This is a genomic window from Pseudomonas sp. S2_C03, from assembly GCF_054668405.1.
The window spans coordinates 438,237-457,470 of the sequence record NZ_CP162766.1; the positions used below are offsets into that span (position 1 = coordinate 438,237).

At 60.7% G+C, this 19,234-nt stretch carries 14 protein-coding genes and 2 pseudogenes; 1 reads left to right on the forward strand and 15 read right to left on the reverse strand.

Annotation, left to right across the window (positions count from 1 at the left end; all coding sequences use genetic code 11):
* Nucleotides 1-7: 7 nt before the first annotated feature.
* The 7 genes from gcvH to arcD (AB4N64_RS02065) form a co-directional block, all read right to left on the reverse strand.
* A complete protein-coding gene (gene gcvH, locus AB4N64_RS02035) occupies nucleotides 8-391 on the reverse strand; it encodes a glycine cleavage system protein GcvH (protein WP_460121558.1) in 384 nt (127 codons plus the stop codon).
* A gap of 433 nt (nucleotides 392-824) precedes the next feature.
* Complete coding sequence (locus AB4N64_RS02040; protein WP_460121559.1) at nucleotides 825-2,333, reverse strand: sigma-54-dependent transcriptional regulator; 1,509 nt, start codon at nucleotides 2,331-2,333, stop codon at nucleotides 825-827.
* 218 nt (nucleotides 2,334-2,551) lie between these two features.
* Complete coding sequence (locus AB4N64_RS02045; protein WP_460121561.1) at nucleotides 2,552-2,914, reverse strand: DUF5064 family protein; 363 nt, start codon at nucleotides 2,912-2,914, stop codon at nucleotides 2,552-2,554.
* 12 nt (nucleotides 2,915-2,926) lie between these two features.
* Nucleotides 2,927-3,856, reverse strand: coding sequence for a carbamate kinase (gene arcC / locus AB4N64_RS02050; protein WP_460121563.1), 930 nt, complete (start codon nucleotides 3,854-3,856; stop codon nucleotides 2,927-2,929).
* Between the two features lie 149 nt (nucleotides 3,857-4,005).
* Nucleotides 4,006-5,016, reverse strand: coding sequence for an ornithine carbamoyltransferase (locus AB4N64_RS02055; protein WP_460121565.1), 1,011 nt, complete (start codon nucleotides 5,014-5,016; stop codon nucleotides 4,006-4,008).
* Nucleotides 5,017-5,033: 17 nt separating this feature from the next.
* Nucleotides 5,034-6,290: an arginine deiminase gene (gene arcA, locus AB4N64_RS02060; RefSeq protein ID WP_460121567.1), complete on the reverse strand. Its 1,257-nt coding sequence runs from the start codon at nucleotides 6,288-6,290 to the stop codon at nucleotides 5,034-5,036.
* Between the two features lie 31 nt (nucleotides 6,291-6,321).
* Nucleotides 6,322-7,749 (reverse strand): arginine-ornithine antiporter, encoded by a 1,428-nt coding sequence (arcD, locus tag AB4N64_RS02065; RefSeq protein WP_460121569.1) that lies wholly within the window; start codon nucleotides 7,747-7,749, stop codon nucleotides 6,322-6,324.
* Between the two features lie 456 nt (nucleotides 7,750-8,205).
* Here arcD (AB4N64_RS02065) and arcD (AB4N64_RS02070) point away from each other — a divergent pair, with 456 nt between their 5' ends.
* Nucleotides 8,206-9,633, forward strand: coding sequence for an arginine-ornithine antiporter (gene arcD / locus AB4N64_RS02070; RefSeq protein WP_460121571.1), 1,428 nt, complete (start codon nucleotides 8,206-8,208; stop codon nucleotides 9,631-9,633).
* 51 nt (nucleotides 9,634-9,684) lie between these two features.
* Here the strand turns inward: arcD (AB4N64_RS02070) and AB4N64_RS02075 are convergent, their stop codons facing one another.
* From AB4N64_RS02075 to AB4N64_RS02110, 8 genes and pseudogenes are all read right to left on the reverse strand, one after another.
* Nucleotides 9,685-11,034, reverse strand: coding sequence for a CoA transferase (locus tag AB4N64_RS02075; RefSeq protein ID WP_460121573.1), 1,350 nt, complete (start codon nucleotides 11,032-11,034; stop codon nucleotides 9,685-9,687).
* A gap of 186 nt (nucleotides 11,035-11,220) precedes the next feature.
* Nucleotides 11,221-11,976 (reverse strand): methyl-accepting chemotaxis protein, encoded by a 756-nt coding sequence (locus tag AB4N64_RS02080; RefSeq protein WP_460126566.1) that lies wholly within the window; start codon nucleotides 11,974-11,976, stop codon nucleotides 11,221-11,223.
* Between the two features lie 102 nt (nucleotides 11,977-12,078).
* Nucleotides 12,079-13,359 (reverse strand): annotated as a pseudogene (locus AB4N64_RS02085) (methyl-accepting chemotaxis protein); the annotation flags it as partial.
* 193 nt (nucleotides 13,360-13,552) lie between these two features.
* Complete coding sequence (locus AB4N64_RS02090) at nucleotides 13,553-13,948, reverse strand: YbaN family protein (protein ID WP_460121575.1); 396 nt, start codon at nucleotides 13,946-13,948, stop codon at nucleotides 13,553-13,555.
* Between the two features lie 130 nt (nucleotides 13,949-14,078).
* Nucleotides 14,079-14,678 carry a biliverdin-producing heme oxygenase gene (locus AB4N64_RS02095; RefSeq protein WP_460121577.1) on the reverse strand — a complete coding sequence of 200 codons (600 nt, stop codon included), beginning with the start codon at nucleotides 14,676-14,678 and terminating at the stop codon, nucleotides 14,079-14,081.
* Nucleotides 14,679-14,790: 112 nt separating this feature from the next.
* A pseudogene (locus AB4N64_RS02100) lies at nucleotides 14,791-17,370 on the reverse strand (TonB-dependent receptor).
* A 122-nt stretch (nucleotides 17,371-17,492) separates the two neighbouring features.
* Nucleotides 17,493-18,401 carry a FecR family protein gene (locus AB4N64_RS02105; protein WP_460121579.1) on the reverse strand — a complete coding sequence of 303 codons (909 nt, stop codon included), beginning with the start codon at nucleotides 18,399-18,401 and terminating at the stop codon, nucleotides 17,493-17,495.
* A 201-nt stretch (nucleotides 18,402-18,602) separates the two neighbouring features.
* Nucleotides 18,603-19,115 (reverse strand): RNA polymerase sigma factor, encoded by a 513-nt coding sequence (locus AB4N64_RS02110; protein WP_460121581.1) that lies wholly within the window; start codon nucleotides 19,113-19,115, stop codon nucleotides 18,603-18,605.
* Nucleotides 19,116-19,234: the final 119 nt, after the last annotated feature.

Below are 19,234 nucleotides of genomic sequence, written 5' to 3' on the forward strand. Positions count from 1 at the left end.
GGGCTCCTCAGGCTTCGGCGTTGGCTTTGATCAGGCGGTCGTAGGCGTCCTGATCCAGTAGTTTGTCGACAGCCGCAGCGTCGGCGGGCTGGAAGCGGAAGAACCAGCCTTCGCCCAGTGGATCTTCGTTGACCAGTTCCGGGCTGCTTTCCAGCGCCGGGTTGACTTCCAGCACTTCGCCGTCGAGTGGCATGTACACGCCGCTGGCGGCTTTCACCGATTCCACGGTGGCGGCTTCGGCGCCTTTTTCATAGGCCTGCAGTTCGGGCAGTTGAACGAAAACCACGTCGCCCAAGGCGTTCTGGGCGAAAGCCGTGATACCGACGGTGACGCTGCCATCCGCTTCGGCACGCAGCCATTCGTGATCTTCAGTAAAACGCAACTCGCTCATGGAAACTCCTAGGGGCCAGACTCGTCTGGTGGACGCGATGGAAAGGCTTCGGACTAAAGCCCTGCTTTTAATAAGGGTGATACTTAGCAAAAACGCGGCCAATGTTGTTTTTTCTATGAAAAACAACAAGTTACATATAGGTCTGGTGCACGGGGGGTGTTGGGGTGTAGCGAAATCGCTACAGGCAGACGTGTAGAAAAAAGCCGAGGGGGATCAAAGCCTTGCACGGCGCTGATCAGGGAGGTGTGTAGCGATATCGTTCCGCTGTAGCGCTTTCAGTACAGTGGAGGTCGTTTTTGGTATGGGTTTGAGGATTTACTCGGCCTTTGTGAGAGCGGGCTTGCTCGCGAAGACGGTGTGTCAGGCAATTTTTTTATACCTGACAAACAGCAATCGCGGGCAAGCCCGCTCCTACAGTGCACGGTGTATGCCTTCAAGCTTTATTGGGAATCCCATACTTGCGCAGCCGATGCGCAATGGCCGTGTGGGAGGTTTGCAAGCGGCTGGCGAGTTGGCGGGTGGAGGGGTAGCTGACGTAGAGTTTTTCCAGCAGGGACTTTTCGAATTCTTCCATGGCCTGCTCCAGGCTTTCGACGTCGCTGTCGCTCTGGCGGGCCACGGATGTGCCGGCGATGTCGAGGTCGCCGATGTCCACCAGGCTGCTTTCGCAGATCGCGGCGGCGCGGAAGATCACGTTCTGCAATTGCCGCACATTGCCCGGCCAGCGATTACCCAGCAGCGCGGGGTAGGTGCCCGGCGCCAGACGGCACACCGGGCGCTGGATCTGGGCGCAAGCCTGCTGCATGAAGTAACGGGCCAGCAGCAGAATGTCCTGGCCACGCTCGCGCAACGGCGGGACTTCGACATTCAGCACATTGAGGCGGTAGAACAGGTCTTCGCGGAAGGTGCCTTCGGCAACCATCTTTTCCAGGTCGCGGTGGGTGGCGCTGAGAATGCGCACATTGACCTTGACCTCGCGATCGCCACCGACCCGGCGGAAGCTGCCGTCATTGAGAAAACGCAGCAGTTTGGCCTGCAAGTACGGCGACATCTCGCCGATCTCATCGAGAAACACCGTGCCCTGGTTCGCCAGTTCCATCAACCCCGGTTTGCCGCCGCGTTGCGCGCCGGTAAAGGCACCGGGGGCATAGCCGAACAGCTCGCTTTCGGCGAGGTTCTCCGGCAATGCCGCGCAGTTCAATGCGAGGAAAGGCGCACTGTACCGGGCGCTGATCGCGTGACAGGCGCGCGCCACCAGTTCCTTGCCGGTGCCGGTTTCGCCCTGGATCAACAACGGCGCGTCAAGCGCCGCCACCCGTTGGGCGCGAGCCTTGAGTGTGCGAATCGCCGGGGATTCGCCAATCAGTGCATCGAACCCTTCGGCATGATCGTGGTGCAGCGCGGAAAGCTGTTCGCCGATGCGGTTCGGCGGGTAGAGCGTCAACAGGGCGCCGGCGTCGGTGATCGGCGTGGCGTCCAGCAACAACGTCTGGCCGTTGAGCGTGATCTCGCGCAGGGGCAGGCGAAAGCCTTGCTCCAGCAGCGTGTCGAGCAGCGCGGGATCGGCAAACAGCTCGGCCACGCTTAGCCCGGCTGGCTCACGGCCGTACAGGGCGATCAGCGCAGGGTTGGCCAGCAGTACCTTGCCGGCACTGTCCAACGCCAGCACCGGATCGGTCATCGCGGCCAGCAAGGCATCGAGTTGCAAGTGGCGTCGCTGACCGGGGAGGATGTCGACCACCGTCATTGCCTGCACGCCACGCACGCTGAGCAGCGCGTCACGCAGTTCTTCGAGCACCTCTGGACTCAGGGTCGGGGCGTCGATGTAGACGTTGGGTGGGACCATTTCCACCGCATCCAGGTTGAGATTGCGCCCACCGAGCAGAGCCAGGACTTCCTGGGTGATGCCGACGCGGTCGATGAAACTGACGTGGATACGCATGGGGCGCTACTGGATTCTGCAATGCGAAGGGTGGCAAGTATGCCTTGGGGCGGGGGATTGGTGAAATGTTGTCGAGTTTCAGAGAGAGCCCCCCTGTAGGAGCGAGCATGCTCGCGATGGACTCAGGAACGACGCTGGTTAATGACAGCCAGCGTCATCGTTGACGACCATCGCGAGCATGCTCGCTCCTACAGGGGGACCAAAGTCGTTTTGAGGGGTTACTCCAGATGCTCGGGTTTCACCGGGTCTCCGGATTTCATGTTCAGTTGCAGCCGAACATCTTCGAACATCTGGTCGTAGTGCTTGTGGATCGAGCCGATATTGCTGTGGGTCTTTGGAATTCCATACTTCTCGGCAATTTTCGTTACGTTGCTGGCAAAGTTGTAAGCCTGGTCCTTGGGCAGAAAAAACGATTCCTTCATGTCCTTGCCCTGCATGCTGCCATGCAAAGTGAACGTCATTCCCTTGCCTTCCTTCGGGTGCTGCGTGACTTCATAGTCAATGTGCAGGTTGTAGCTGACATCATCACGCGTCAGCGCATGACGCTCGATGTGCAGATGACCCGGCTCGAACTTCGCCATTGTCGGTTCCCCTTATATGTAAGTTATCCCGGGCTTCGCCGTGCTGATGCGCGTGCCGGCCGTGCCCTTGACGATTTCTTCGATGTCCGCCAGTGAACCGATCACCGCCGTTTTCCCAGTATGGCGCGCAAACTCGCAGGCTGCCTGAACCTTTGGTCCCATGGAGCCGGCGGCGAAGCCCAGTTTTTCCATTTCGTCCGGATGAGCGTAGCTGATGGATTTCTGGGTGGGTTTGCCGAAGTCGATGTAGGCCGCGTTGACATCCGTGGCGATCACCAACAGATCACTTTCCAGCTGTTCGGCCAGCAGCGCCGAGCACAGGTCCTTGTCGATCACCGCTTCCACGCCCTGCAGCTTGCTATTGGGGCCGTACATGGTCGGGATGCCGCCGCCGCCGGCGCAGATGACGATGCTGCCTTTTTCCAGCAGCCACTTGATCGGGCGGATTTCAAAGATGCGCTTAGGCCTGGGGCTGGCCACCACACGGCGGAACTTGTCGCCATCCGGGGCAATTGCCCAGCCTTTTTCGGCCGCTAGTTTTTCTGCCTCGGCCTTGGCGTACACCGGGCCGATGGGTTTGGTCGGGTTCTGGAAGGCCGGGTCGTCGGCGTCGACTTCGACCTGGGTCAGCAAGGTGGCGAAGGGCACTTCGAAGTCCAGCAGGTTGCCCAGTTCCTGTTCGATGATGTAGCCGATCATGCCTTCGGTCTCGGCGCCGAGCACGTCCAGCGGATACGGTGAGACCGAGGTGTAGGCGGCCGCCTGCAGCGACAGCAGGCCGACCTGAGGGCCGTTGCCGTGGGCGATGACCAGTTGATTGCCAGGGTGGATCTTGGCGATCTGCTCGGTGGCGATGCGGATGTTGGCACGCTGGTTGTCAGCGGTCATGGGCTCACCGCGGCGGAGCAGGGCGTTACCGCCCAGAGCTACGACGATACGCATAATGCAGTCCTTCTAAACAAAGAAATATGCGGCCTACCCCACCCCTTGTAGGAGCGGGCTTGCCCGCGATGGCATCGCTGCGGTGCCTCAGATGTACCGAGGTGCTGCCATCGCCGGCAAGCCAGCTCCTACAGGGGCCGGGTGAGTCCTTAGAGGTCAGCCAGGGTCGACACCAGAATCGCCTTGATCGTGTGCATGCGGTTTTCCGCTTGCTCGAAGGCGATGCAGGCCGGGGACTCGAAGACGTCATCGGTGACTTCGATACCGTTTTTGAGGTTCGGGTACTGCTCGGCAATCTGCTTGCCGACCTTGGTGTCGCTGTTGTGGAACGCCGGCAGGCAGTGCATGAACTTGGTGCGTGGGTTGCCGGTGGCTTTCATCAGGTCGGCGTTGACCTGGTAAGGCAGCAGTTGCTGGATACGCTCGGCCCAGGCTTCGACGGGCTCGCCCATCGACACCCAGACATCGGTATGGATGAAGTCCACTCCCTTGACCGCTGCTTTCGGGTCTTCGGTCAGGGTGATGCGCGCACCACTTTCTTCGGCGTACTTGTGGCAGCGCTCCACCAGGTCGTCATGGGGCCACAGGGCCTTGGGCGCGCAGATGCGCACGTCCATGCCGAGTTTGGCGCCAATCAGCAGCAGCGAGTTGCCCATGTTGTTTCGGGCGTCGCCCAGGTAGGCGTAGCTGATCTCGTGGATCGGCTTGTCGGCGTGCTCACGCATGGTCAGAACGTCGGCGATCATTTGCGTCGGGTGGTATTCGTCGGTCAGGCCGTTGAACACCGGTACCCCGGCGAACTTCGCCAGTTCCTCGACGATTTCCTGCTTGAAACCACGGTACTCGATGGCGTCATACATGCGCCCGAGCACGCGGGCGGTGTCCTTCATGCTTTCCTTGTGGCCGATTTGCGAAGAGTTGGGGTCGATGTAGGTGACGTTGGCACCCTGGTCATAGGCCGCGACTTCGAACGCGCAACGTGTGCGGGTCGAGGTTTTCTCGAAGATCAGCGCAATGTTGTTGCCCTTCAGGTGCTGCTGTTCGGTGCCGGTGTACTTGGCGCGCTTGAGGTCGCGGGACAGGTCGAGCAGGTAGCGCAATTCGCGAGGCGTGTGGTGTTCCAGGCTCAGCAGATTGCGGTTATGGATATTGAAAGCCATGGTGAGTCTCCCAGAAATTAGTAGTCGATCGGGTCACGGACGATTGGGCAGGTCATGCAGTGGCCGCCGCCACGGCCACGGCCCAGTTCGCCGGCGCTGATGGTGATGACTTCCACACCGGCCTTGCGCAGCAGGGTGTTGGTGTAGGTGTTGCGGTCGTAGCCGATCACCACGCCGGGCTCCACGGCGACCACGTTGTTGCCGTCGTCCCACTGTTCGCGTTCGGCGGCGAAGCTGTTGCCGCCGGTTTCCACGACACGAAGTGCTTTGAGATTGAGGGCTTTGGCCACCGTGTCGAGGAAGCTGGTTTCTTCACGACGGATATCGATGCTGCCGGGTTTGCTGTCATCAGGGCGCAAGGTGAAGGCGACGATCTGTTTCACCACTTCGGGGAAGATCGTCACCAGGTCGCGGTCGCAGAAGCTGAACACGGTGTCCAGGTGCATCGCCGCGCGGGACTTGGGCAGCCCGGCCACGATGACTTTTTCCACGGCCTTGTTTTTGAACAGGTTCAGTGCCAGTTGGCCAATGGCCTGGCGTGAGGAGCGTTCGCCCATGCCGATCAGGACGACGCCGTTGCCAATGGGCATCACGTCGCCGCCTTCGAGGGTAGAGCTGCCGTGGTCCTTATCCGGGTCGCCGTACCAGATTTCGAAGTCGGCGTTGGTGAACTGCGGGTGAAATTTGTAGATGGCGGTGGTCAGCAGGGTCTCCTGGCGTCGCGCTGGCCAGTACATCGGGTTCAGGGTCACGCCGCCGTAGATCCAGCACGTGGTGTCGCGGGTGAACTGGGTGTTGGGCAGCGGTGGCAGGATGAAGCTGGAGTGGCCGAGGAAGTCGCGGAACATCTGGATGGTCTTGCCACCGAAGGTGTCCGGCAAGTCATCGGCAGACACGCCGCCAATGAGGAATTCAGCGACCTTGCGCGGCTCCAGGCTTTGCAACCACGATTTGACTTCATTGATCAGGCCCAGGCCCACCGAGTCGGCCGTCACCTTGCGCTGCAGAATCCACTCCAGCGCTTCGGGCATGGCGACGATGTCGGTCAGCAGGTTGTGCATTTCCAGCACGTCTATCCCGCGTTCGCGCATCTTGGTAACGAAGTCGAAGTGGTCGCGCTTGGCTTGGGCTACCCACAGCACATCATCGAAAAGCAGTTCATCGCAGTTGTTCGGGGTCAGCCGCTGGTGGGCCAGGCCTGGGGAGCAAACCATGACTTTGCGCAGTTTCCCGGCTTCGGAATGCACGCCGTACTTAACTTTTTCCGTGGTCATTTCAGTGATCCTCCAGATGACAGAACAATCGTTACAGAGTCAGGAAGCCGTCATACAGCCCGTAAGCCGCCACCAGGGCGCCCACGACAACCGCAGCGAAAATCAGCTTCTCGACGTTGGTGAAAACCGGTTTGTTGAGTTCAAGCTTCGCCTTGGCGAACAGAATCGCGCCGGGCGCGTAGAGCAGGGCTGACAACAGCAGGTATTTGACCCCGCCGGCATAGATCAGCCAGACCGCATAGAGCAGCGCGACCGCTCCGATGAACAGGTCCTTGGAACGATCACGAGCGTCGTTCTCGTAGCTTTCGCCGCGCACCGCCAGCAACAGTGCATAAGCCGCCGACCAGAGGTAAGGCACCAGGATCATTGAGGTGGCGAGGTAGATCAGCGACAGGTAGGTACTGGCCGAAAACAGGGTGATGATCAGGAACAGCTGGACCATGGCGTTGGTCAGCCACAAGGCGTTTACCGGCACGTGGTTGGCGTTTTCCTTGCGCAGGAACTCCGGCATGGTGTGGTCTTTCGCGGCTGCGTACATGATCTCCGCACACAACAGCACCCACGACAGCAGCGCCCCCAGCAACGAGATGATCAGGCCGACGCTGATCAGCACCGCGCCCCAATGCCCGACCACGTGCTCCAACACCGCCGCCATCGATGGGTTTTGCAGTTTGGCCAGTTCCGGTTGGGTCATGATGCCCAGAGACAGTACGTTCACCAGCACCAGGAACAGCAGCACGGTGATAAAACCGATGACGGTGGCTTTACCGACGTCACTGCGTTTTTCCGCGCGGGCCGAGAAAATACTTGCGCCTTCAATGCCAATGAATACCCAGACGGTGACCAGCATCATGTTGCGCACCTGGTTCATCACACTGCCCAGGTCCGGATTTTTCACGCCCCAGATGTCAGCGGTGAAGATGTCCAGCTTGAAGGCGAAAATCGCGATCAGGACAAACAGCAGCAACGGCACAACCTTGGCGACGGTGGTCACCAGGTTGATGAACGCCGCTTCCTTGATCCCGCGCAGGACCAGAAAGTGCACGGCCCACAGCAGTACGGAAGCGCCAATCACTGCCGCGACCGTGTTGCCCTCGCCGAATATCGGGAAGAAATACCCCAGGGTGCTGAACAACAGCACGAAGTAGCCGACGTTGCCCAGCCAGGCACTGATCCAGTACCCCCAGGCCGAGGAGAAACCCATGTAATCGCCGAACCCAGCCTTGGCGTAGGCGTAGACCCCGCCATCCAGATCGGGTTTTCGATTGGCGAGCGTCTGAAACACGAAGGCGAGGGTCAGCATCCCGACGGCAGTGATCGCCCAACCAATCAATACGGCGCCGACGTCGGCACTGGCTGCCATGTTCTGCGGCAGGGAAAAGATACCGCCGCCAATCATCGAGCCAACCACCAAAGCAACAAGTGCACCAAGTTTTAGTTTTCCGGGGGCTTCAGACATTGCATGACTCCAGTGCAGGAGAAGAGAGACAACAGACTAATTCTGTTAGCAATTCAATCGGCTGACATAGATCAGTGCATGGGTACATTCCATTGTTTATGAAGCATTTATGGATCCTTCCAAGGCATGAGGATATCGCCGTAAACGCCCTGTCCAGAGGCCTCGGTCAGATAAAATAGAAATAAGCACTATTGCTGTGAACTTTTACGCTAGTTTGTTTTCGGCGTTACGCAAATTTTTCCGCTTGGTTTTTGGTGTGGAATCTTTTCGTGTGGAGAGACACACGCATTCGCACTTTGAAAAGGTGCGTATAGAATTATTGGCTATAAACAACATTGGCACTTTGGCGTTATTCAATAAACGTACTTACGCTGTAATAATTAATTGAAACCCACCGTGTAACGGTTAACGGGCGTGGTTATATCGCGGTCCGGTCGGAAAAATGGAGACGCAGGCATGACGCAACCGACGCAAAAGCTTCGCCTGAGTGCGCTGATCGCGCTGGTGGTGGGGTCGATGATTGGTGGGGGGATTTTTTCCCTGCCGCAGAACATGGCGGCGAGGGCCGATGTCGGAGCGATCCTGATCGGTTGGGCGATCACCGCCGTGGGCATGCTGACCCTCGCCTTCGTGTTCCAGACGCTGGCCAATCGCAAGCCCGAACTGGATTCCGGGGTCTACGCCTACGCCAAGGCCGGCTTCGGCGATTACATGGGGTTCTCATCGGCGTGGGGTTACTGGATCAGCGCCTGGCTGGGCAATGTCGGCTATTTCGTCCTGCTGTTCAGCACGCTGGGTTACTTCTTCCCGGTATTTGGCCAGGGCAATACGCCCATTGCCATCGGCTGCGCCTCGGCGTTGCTGTGGGCTGTGCATTTTTTGGTGATGCGCGGGATCAAGGAGGCGACCTTCATCAATCAAGTCACCACCGTAGCGAAGATCGTGCCGCTGATCATGTTCATCGTCATCGCTGCGATCGCTTTCAACGCCGATATTTTCACGGGTGACATCTGGGGCCGTAGCAACCCGGATCTCGGCGGCGTGATGGAGCAGGTGCGCAACATGATGCTGGTCACGGTGTTCGTGTTCATCGGCATCGAAGGCGCGAGCGTGTATTCGGCGCGGGCGGAAAAACGCTCGGACGTCGGGCGGGCCACTGTGATCGGCTTTCTGGGCGTGCTGGCGTTGCTGGTGCTGGTGAATGTGCTGTCGCTGGGCATCATGAAGCAGCCGGAGCTGGCCAACCTGCAAAACCCGTCCCTGGCGGCGGTGCTGGAACACATCGTCGGGCCCTGGGGAGCGTTGTTGATCAGTATTGGGCTGGCGATTTCCCTGCTCGGTGCGCTGCTGTCATGGGCGCTGCTGTGCGCCGAAATCCTCTTCGCCACCGCCAAGGACAAGACCATGCCGGCGTTCCTGAAAAAGGAAAACGCCAACCATGTGCCGGTCAATGCGTTGTGGCTGACCAACGTGATGATCCAGATATTCCTGCTGGTCACGCTGTTCTCTGCCGGCACCTACACCAGTCTGATCTACCTTGCGTCCTCGATGATCCTGGTGCCATACCTATGGTCGGCAGCGTATGCGGTGTTGTTGAGCGGGCGTGGCGAAACCTACGAGCACGCCTCGGCGGAGCGGACCAAGGACTTGATGATCGGCGGTATTGCCTTGGGTTACGCGGTGTGGCTGTTGTACGCCGGCGGGGTGAAATACCTGCTCCTGTCGGCGCTGTTATACGCGCCGGGGGTCATCCTGTTTGCCAAGGCCAAACATGAGCAGGGCGAGCCGTTGTTCACCCCCATTGAAAAAGGCATTTTCACCGGCGTGGTCATCGGCGCCGGGTTGGCGGCTTACGGTTTGTACAGCGGCTTGCTGAGCCTGTAAGGCTGAGGCCAGTAATCTGCTGACCCTCCCACAGTTGGTTGAGGCGAGTGATCACCACCACTGTGCGCGATGGGCACCCAATTCGCAGGCCGGGAGGGTCCATTGCAAGGGCGTGCCGGTGATCTTCAGCGGCACCTGCACGCGATGCGCTGGCCCCCACGCGGTCTGTTCGGTCACCAGGCCCTGATCGTTTTCGTCCTCGGCACGCAACGCCTCGTCGGGGCCGGCGCCATGCTCGACCAGCAGCTTCGCCGTGCGTGCCAGGGATAACCGAGCGAACCCGCCGTGGCCCTCGCTCAACCGCTTGGTCAGCAGAGTGATCGCCGCAGCGGCCATCAGATAGCCCGTCGCATGATCGAGCGCCTGCACGGGCAGCGGCACCGGTTTGTCGGCTTGTTTCCAGCGCTGGCCAGCCTCGGCAATGCCGCTGCTCATCTGAACCAGGCTGTCGAAGCCGCGACGGTTCTGCCAGGGGCCACTCCAGCCGTAGGCATTCAGGCAGACGTCGATCAGGCCGGGGGCAAGTGCCTGGCGTTCAGCCGGGCCGTAACCCAGGCGTTGCAGCGCATCGGTTCGGTAGCCGTGGAGCAGGATATCGGCGTCCTTGAGCAGACTTTCGAACAGCAGGCGATCAGCCTTGTCGTGCAGGTTCAAGCGCGTACTGCGTTTGCCGAGGGTGACTTCCGGCACCACGCCCGGTTCGTTCCAGTTTGGCGGGTCGATGCGCAGGACGTCGGCACCGAGGCCCGCGAGGAAACGACTGGCCACCGGACCTGCGAGTACGCGGGTCAAATCCAGCACCTTGACCCCGGCCAGCGGTCGCGCCACCGAACCCTGCCAGGGTTTGGCGTTTTGGCTGCGGTGTTCGACGAAGGCAATCAACGGCTCGGCGTTGACGGCCTGGCCTTGGGGGTGGGCCTGCCATTGCGCCCAACTACGCATCTCGGCGGCACAGCCTCCGGCAGCGACCACGGCCTGCTCCAGATCGGTTTTATTCCACTGGGCGACCTTGCTCGTCATCGCGGTGCGATCGGCGCAGGCGCCAAGCACGCTCTCGGCGGCCGCGCGGTGATGGGGCGCGTTGGTGTGCAGGCGAATCCAGCCGTCTCGGGTGGCATAGTCGCCGGCAATCGGGTCCCACAGCGGTGGCACACTCCAGCCGGTGGGGCGCAGTGAAGTGCCGAACCAGAACGAAGCCAGGCGTCGGTCAACTTCGACGTCGGGCAGGCGTCCGGTTTGCTGGTGCAGCAATTCGCTGACGGCTTGCCCAGCGGCGGCGATGCTGGCGCTGGCAAGGTCGGTAACGGCAAAGGCCGAGGGCAGGGCGCCACTGGCGGTGAGCGTAATCGCGGTGCTGGGCAAGCCAAGCGTGGCTTGAATGGACGTGAGTAAACCAGTCATCGAAGGCCCTCCGGGAGAGGGGTCGATCATAGTTGAAAAAAACTGCGGTTGAATGAAATCCACGATCCCCTCTGTAGGAGCGAGCATGCTCGCGATGCATAGTGTCAGCCGCCATCTCTACTGGCTGATCCACCGCATCGCGAGCATGCTCGCTCCTACAGGGGGGCGGTGTTCCTGGATTTGGGGTCAAACCCTGAACTGATCCATCAACTTCATCTGCTGGGTGGTCAGGGCATTGAGCTGGCTGCTGATTTGCGCCGACTCGGTGGCTTGGCCGGTCAGGGTCTCGGTAACGGCGCGGATTGCCGAGACGTTGCGGTTGACCTCTTCGGCCACGGCGCTTTGTTGCTCGGCCGCGCTGGCGATTTGCAGGTTCATTTCACTGATCACCGTCACGGCGTCGCTGATCTTGCCCAAGGCCTGCACGGCCTGCTGAATCTGCCCGGCGTTGCTGTGGGCCTGGGTCTGGCTCGAATGCATGGTGGCGACCACGCCTCGGGTGCCGCTCTGGATGCGCTCGATCACCAGGCGGATCTCCTCCACCGAATCCTGAGTCCGCTTGGCCAGGTTGCGCACCTCATCGGCCACCACCGCAAAGCCGCGACCGCTTTCGCCAGCGCGTGCCGCTTCGATCGCGGCGTTGAGAGCCAGGAGGTTAGTCTGCTCGGCGATACTGCGGATGACTTCCAGCACGGAACCGATCTGTTCACTGTTGACCGCCAGCGCCTCGACTTCCGTCACGGCCTTGCTGACTTCATCGGCCAGTTGGTTGATGTCGCGGGTGCTGCGCTCAATGATCGACATGCCGTCGCGAGCCGACTGGTCGGCGCCTTTGGCCGCGTTGGCGGCATTCGACGCACTGTTGGCGACTTCGTGGGCGGTGGCACTCATTTCGTTCGAGGCGGTGGCCACCTGATCGATCTCGCGGAACTGCACCTGCATGCCTTCGCTGGTCTGGCGCGCGATGTCCGAAGACTGGTCGGCGGTGCCCCGGGCGTCGGTGATGCTCTGCTTGATCTGCGCGATGGTCGGCTGCAGCTTGTCGAGGAAACGGTTGAACCAACTGACCAGTTCGCCCAGTTCATCACGCTTGCTGTAATCCAGGCGCTGGGTCAGGTCGCCGTCACCGCTGGCAATCTCCTTGAGCATTTGCGCCACGCCGTTGATTGGCCGAGTCACGCCCGAAGCCGTCAGCCAGATCAGCAACAGGCCGAGCAACCCTGCCGCGATGGCCACCAGCACCGCCTGGATCGTACCGCTTTGCTGGGCGTCATCGAGTACCGCCTGCAACTTCACAGAGTCGGCCAGTAGCACTTGCTTGGGCAGATCGATCACCACGGCCCAGGCCTTGGCGTCGGAAATTGGGCTGACCGGATAAACCGCACGGATCAGGTCGCCCTGTTCGAGGATTTTCGCAGTGCCGGCGCCGAGCAGTTGCAGGATCTCCTTGCCCTCTGCGCCCAAGGTGTCGCCAATGTTCTTGCCGACCTTGCTCGCGTCGACGCCAAAAGCTGCGAGTACACCACTGCCGGAAACGATCAGCATGTGCCCGGCGTTGTTGAACAGCTCACGCTGAGACGCGACCGCTGCGGCTTGTAATGCGTCCAGGGCGATATCGATCCCGACGACACCGATGGATTGGCCGTCCACCAGCAGCGGCAGGGAAATGGTGGTCATCAGCATTTCCTTGCCGTTGACCGTGTCGGCATACGGGTCGAGCAGGCAGGTACGCTTGCTGTCGCGGGGGCAGGTGTACCAGCTGTTGTAAGGCGTACCGTTGATGTTCTGGGTGGTCTTGGTCATGTCGTCTTCGACCATGATCGTGTTGACCCCTTCGCCGGCGGCACGGCTCCAGTAAGAGGCGAAACGTCCGACCTCATTGGACTGCCTGGCGGCGTCATTGACGAACTCGCTGTCCTTGCCATCCAGACCATTGGGTTCGAACGCCAACCAGATGCCCAGCACTGCGGTGTTGCGCTCGAACGCGGTTTTCAGGCGCTGGTTCAACTCTTCCCGCACGGCCCCGGCTTCCAGCGAACGCTTGGCGGCCATGTTGCGCATGTCCTTGATCTGATCGGCGAGGGCCGTCACCACCAGCAGGCTTTCGCCGAAGGTCTTCTGCACCCGCACCGCCTGCTCGGCGGCCTTGGCCTGCAGCAGCTCCTGCACGCTGTCGGTGAGCATTTTGCTGCTGGAAGCGCCGACCAGCTCGTCATTCTGATTGGTCTGGTAGAAGTTCATGCTGACGATCAAGGCGATGACGCCCAACAGGCAGAGACCGGAGAGCAGAACGATTTTCAGGCGAATGGAGAGGGAGTCGAACATGGGACGAACTCGATGAGGAATGAGGTGAAGGCCAGGACCGGCCCGGTTCGCCAAATCCGTTCAGCGCCATTGCCTGCACATCGGCGCGCATCGAGGGGGCATGAGACCGCTGCCGACGAACGGTCTTGGTTGAACGTTTGCGAGGGGGAAAGTCCCGCAAAGCGTGGGAAAACAGGAAAAAATACGGTGGGATTCAGCAGGTTTTCGGCGTGTTTTCGGGCCTTGACCAGATCCACAGATTGCCCAGGCCCATGCCCACGATCGCCAGGTAAATGGGCCAGCCATGATCAAGCATTACCAGCATCAAGACGGCGCAAAGCACCATGCTGACGGTGGCGCTGACTTTGGCGCGGCGGGCGATGATTTTGCCGTTGCGCCAGTTACGCAGGATCGGTCCGAACAGCCGGTGGTTTTCCAGCCAGGCACTCAGGCGCGGCGAACTGCGCGTGGCGGCCCAGGCAGCCAGCAGAATGAACTCGGTGGTCGGCAGGCCCGGCACGACGATGGCGACCAGGCCGATGGCGAGGCTGGTGTAGGCGAGGGCGCCGTAGAGGAGGCGGGCGAGTCTGGAGTGTGCAGGCATGGGCATATTTTTTTCGTCGTCCCCGGTTCCCGGTCCCTGTAGGAGCGAGCTTGCTCGCGATGCGTTGGATCAGTAGACATTGATGTGACTGACACTCCGCATCGCGAGCAAGCTCGCTCCTACAGGGGGACAAGGTTCAGGCCAGTTCAGTGGCGTAAGCCTGCTCCAGCAACACGGTGAACCGGTTGAACGCGTCGATGGCGCCCTTGTCCAGTTCGGCTTCTTCAGTCGCGCTGAGTTCCAGCTCGTCCAGCGTCTTGACGAAGGTTTTCCAACCCTGTGCACGACCGCCGGCCGGTTCGCCGAGGTGGCGGGCGCCGAAGGTTTCGCTCAGGCCCAGGCCCACCGCGCGTTTGATCAGGAACGCGGCACCCAGTTTCGAGCCTTCGGAAACGAACAGCCAGCCCAGCGCTTGGGCCTTGCTCGGGTTGTTCACGGCGCCCGCGACCGGTGCCGGCACCTCGGTGTCGAGGTCCGCCAGATCGGCCTTGGCCGCTTCGGCACGGCAACGTGCCGGCAGGTCGGGAACGATGGCGACCAGGTCGGCATCGTTGTACAGCGCCACCAGTTCCGACTGGAACAAATATTGCGCCACCACGAAACGGGCGAAGTTGGCCTGGGTCTCGAACGGTGCGTGGGCCTTGACCAGGGCGTCGAGTTTGCTGTGTGGTTCGTGGGTGATCTGATTCAAGCGTTGCGAACGCAGGGCGGTGCGTGGATTGTCCTGGGTAGTCATGAAAAATCCTTGAAGAAGAGAGGCGCTTGGTAACGAGACGAACAACAAGACGCCAGAGAGTAAAAAAACCTCGCTGTGCAGAGATGAAAATCGCACAGCGAGGTAGGCAGCATCAGATGTCCCAGACCAGGTTGACCGCGAAATTGCGACCCGGCTGGGTCAGGCGATCGAGGTTGGCCGGTTGCGTCACCGAGGCTTCGCCCACGCTGTCGTAACCGCGCACGTCATCCCACCGCCAGTATTTCTTGTCGGTCAGGTTGTACAAGCCGGCGTTGATCGTCACGTCGTCGGTCACCTTGTAGAAGCCGGTCAGATCCAGCACGCCATAACCCGGCGTCTTGAACTGGCTGCTGGTGCCGTCCGGCGATTTGAATCGGGTGTCGTCGACGCGATCCTTCTTCTTCACCAGGGTCCAACTGAGCAAGCCACCGTAGTTGTCCTGGTCGTACCCCAGGCCGAACACGCCGGTCAGCGGGTTGATGCTGTTGATCGGCTCGCCGGTGTCATTGTTGCGACCATAGAGGTAGCTCACCGCGCCCTGGGTGTAGAGGCCTTGGGGGGCGCCGAATGCATCGAGGTTCAGACGCCCCTTGAGCTCCGTGCCCTTGATGGTGGCGCGCTTGATGTTGGCACTTTGGAAGGTCAGCTCGGTGTAGCCAGGCGTCACCGAATCTTCTTCGATGAAGTCTTTGTACTTGTTGTAGAACACCGCGATCTCGAAGGAACCGGATTCAAAATTGCCACGCAACCCGGTTTCCACACCTTTGCTGGTTTCCGGCTCGAGGTCCGGGTTGGGTTGCACGCTGTAACCGGCGGCGGTGTTTTCATAACGGCCGTACAGTGCTTTGGCGGTTGGGGTGCGGAAGCCTTCCGAGTACTGGCCGAACCAGGTGTAATTGTCATTGAAAGCCTAAGTCAGACCGAATTTCGGCGAGACGCGGTTCCACGTCTTCTTGTCTTCGCTGACGGTGCCACGGCCATCGGCGGCCACAGTGTTGAGGAACTCCTGGGTGACGTCCGGCTTGAGTTCGGTGTAGTCGTAGCGCACGCCCGGCACGAAGGTCCAATTGTCCCAACTGATCTGATCCTGGGCGAACAGGCTGTAGGTGTTGATGGTCGGGTCCGGGAAGTCGCTGGACTTCACCAGACCGTCCTGGCTCGGGGCGCCCGGGCCGGCGCAGCGCAGTCCTGCCGCGAGGCAAGTGCCGGTGCCGCTGCGCGAACCGGTGACCTTCTGCTGCTTGAGGGTGGTGCCGTAGGTCAGCAGGTGCTCGGTATCGGCGATGCTGAAAGCCTTGTCCAGTTGCAGGTCGAAGACCCACTGCTTTTCTTCATACAGCGTCTCGCGGGTGCGGATCACACGGCGGGTGATCGGGAAGTAGAACTCCGCCGTGCTCTGATCGGTCTTGGCGATCTGGTGATTGAGGCTCCACTTGATGTTATCCGCCAGCAGGCTGTCGAGGGCGAAGTTGTGCTCGATGCCGAAACGCTCGCGGGTAACGGTGTCGTTGCCGGTGCGCCACTGGTACATACCACCGGGCAATACACTGTTCGGGATGGTCGGTGCGCCGGCATTGTACGGGCCGCCATAAGCACTTTTCAGATCGGTGTCGCGATCATCCTTGTACTTTTCGTAGACCAGGCCCAGGCGCGAATCTTCGTTGTAGTTCCAGCCAAGCTTGGCCAGCACGTTATAGGTGCGCGCATCTTCCGGGTTGGCTTCGGTACGGCTCAGGCCATTGCTGTTGTTGCTGCCGTAGGATTCGGTTTCATGGCCGTCGCGCTGGCTGTAATGCAGCAGGCCGTCGAACTGCTCGGCGCGGCCGGCGACGGTGGCGGACTTGAGCCAGCTATCATCGGCCGAGCTGTAGCCTGTCTTCAGGCGAGCACCAACGTCCTGGCCGGGCTTGATGATGTCGTCCGGGTCGAGGGTGAAATAGCTGACGGCGCCGCCGATGGCGTTGCTGCCGTACAGCACCGAGGCCGGGCCACGGAGAATTTCGACGCGTTTGACGATTTCGGGGTCGACGTAGTTGCGCTGGCTCTTGGCGTAGGGGCCGTTGAAAAAGCCGTTGGGAATTTCCACGCCGTCGACCTGGGTCAGGATCCGGTTACCGTCGATCCCGCGAATGTTATAGCCGCTGATGCCGCCACGGGTGCCGGTGCCGCCCACCGAGACGCCCGGTTCGTAACGCACCAGGTCCTTGATGGTGTTGACGTTGTTGCGGTCCAGCTCTTCGCGGGTGTGGACCGAGACGGTGCTCGGCACACTGTTGACGCTCTGCTCGTTACGCGTGGCGCTGATGGTCACCTGTTGCAGGTTCAAGGCGCCGCTGTTGTTGCGGCGTTCGAGCACGATGTTGTTGCTGCCCAGTTTGCGGTAGCTCAGGTTAGTCCCCAACAACAATTGCTCCAGGGCTTTCTCCGGCGGCAGGGAGCCGCGTACGCCCGGCGACGCTACGCCTTGCGCCAGTTCAGCGGAAAAGCCGACTTGCCAGCCGGTCACGCTGGTGAAGGCATTGAGTGCCGAGACCAGTGGCTGTTGCGCGATGGCGAAGCTGTAGTCGCCCATGCTGCGTGCGGGCTGTTCGGCGGTGGCTGCCAGCAGGGGGGCGCTGCCGGCCATCAGCATGGCGACGGTCAACAGTGAAAGCACGCGGGAGGGTGAGGCGCAAGTAAGGCGAGAGGACATCGAGGGTGCTCCGTGTCGCACGAGTTGTTATAGGTGCAGAAAGGCATCCGAGGATGCGAATCAATTGCATTGGCTATAACGAGACGAACGGAGCTCAGCTATCGAGTAAAAATAATTCTCATTCAGTTCAGGATGACCAGCGCCGGGAATTCCTTTAGCCGCGCCGAGGTGATATGCGCCAGCGATCGAACCACGTCCAGCGGCTGGTCGAGGCGGTAGTTGCCGGTGACCGAAACGTCGGCCAGTTGCTCGTTGGTGTTGATGATCCAGCCCGGATAGTAGCGACGCAGTTCCGCCAGCACCTCGCTGAGCGGGCAGTTCTCGAACACCAGGCGACCCTGGACCCAGGCCAGCTCGGTGGCGGCGTCGAGCTTGGCCGGGCGGTCGAAGCCATTGGGGCCGATGCGGATGCTTTCGCCGGCGGACAGGCGAATCCGCGCGTCATCGCGGGTAGCGCGCAAATCCACGTCACCGCGCTGCACTCGGACCTGCGCCACGCCATCGAGGTAGCGCACGGCGAACGCGGTGTCGTGGACGCTGGCTTTCACAGGGCCCGCGTCGATTTCCAGCGGCTGGCCGAGATGCGGCGGCACCTCGAAAAACGCCTCGCCCTGATACAGGCGAGCCACGCGCTGGTGCTCGTTGATGGTGCTGGAGAACGCCGAATTGGTATTGAGCAGGACGTTAGAACCGTCCTCCAGCTGCACACGCTGGCGCTCACCGACCACGGTCAGGTGATCGGCCTGCAGGCGCATCGGCAAGTTGCTGAAGCTGAACAGGCCGAGGATCAGCACGGCGGCTGTCGCCAGGGGTTTCCAGTGCGGGCGCAGGCGCGCCAGCACGCTGACCTTCGGTGGCCTTGTTGCGAGGGTCTGCGCACATTCCACCACTTGCGGGCCGTTCCACACCGTCTGGGCTTTGGCGTAGGCCTCGGCGTGCAGGGGCGAGGCGGCCAGCCATTGGCTGAACTGCTCGCTTTGTTGCGCGCTCGGACGCTCCATCACGATCAACCAGTCCAGGGCCTGGTCCATCGCGCTTGCGGGGTCCTGCGCGGGAGGTGGCGCAGAAGTGTGGTGGATGTCCGTCACGGTGTTTTCTCGTAGGGGCTCAGAAGAGCAGTTTCCAGCTGCAAGCTGCAAGCTGCAAGCTGCAAGCTGCAAGCAGAGGCGAGTCGAGCTGTAGATTTGAGCTTGAAGCTTGAAGCTTGAAGCTTGAAGCTTGAAGCTTGAAACCTACCGCTGCCTCTGCGCTACATCCACACAGATGGCCATGATCAGCTTCAGCTCCTTCTGCACGGTGCTCAGCGACACGTCGAGCTTCTCGGCAATTTCCAGGTAACTGTGCCCATGCAGGCGGCTGAGGATGAAGATCTGTTGCTGACGGCTGCTGAGTTGACTGAGGCTCACGTTCAAACGCTCCAGCAATTGTTTGGCATGGGCGGCGTCCTCGGCACTGCTGATCGGCGCGGCGACGCTTTCGACTACCTGCGGTGGCACATCATCGAGCATCGTGCGCGACTGGATGCGTCGCGCGCGCAGGTGGTCCAGTGCGAGGTTGCGGGCGGTCTGGAACACAAAGGGTTCCAGATGGTCGATGGGGCGCTCGCTGAGTGCCCGTGTCACGCGCAGGTAGGTCTCCTGCAACAGGTCTTCGGCGGTGCTGTGGTTGTTGACCATTCGCTCCAATGTGCGCAGCAGCGATACCCGCTGGGCCATGAAGACGTGATTGAAGCGCGATTGACTCACGGGAAGACCTGATCCTTTTCAATCAAATGATAATGCTTATCATCCGCTGAATCGGTCAAGTGGGGATTTGTATAAACAATGTAGGAGCGAGCTTGTCGAACCGTCGCGATGGTCGTCAA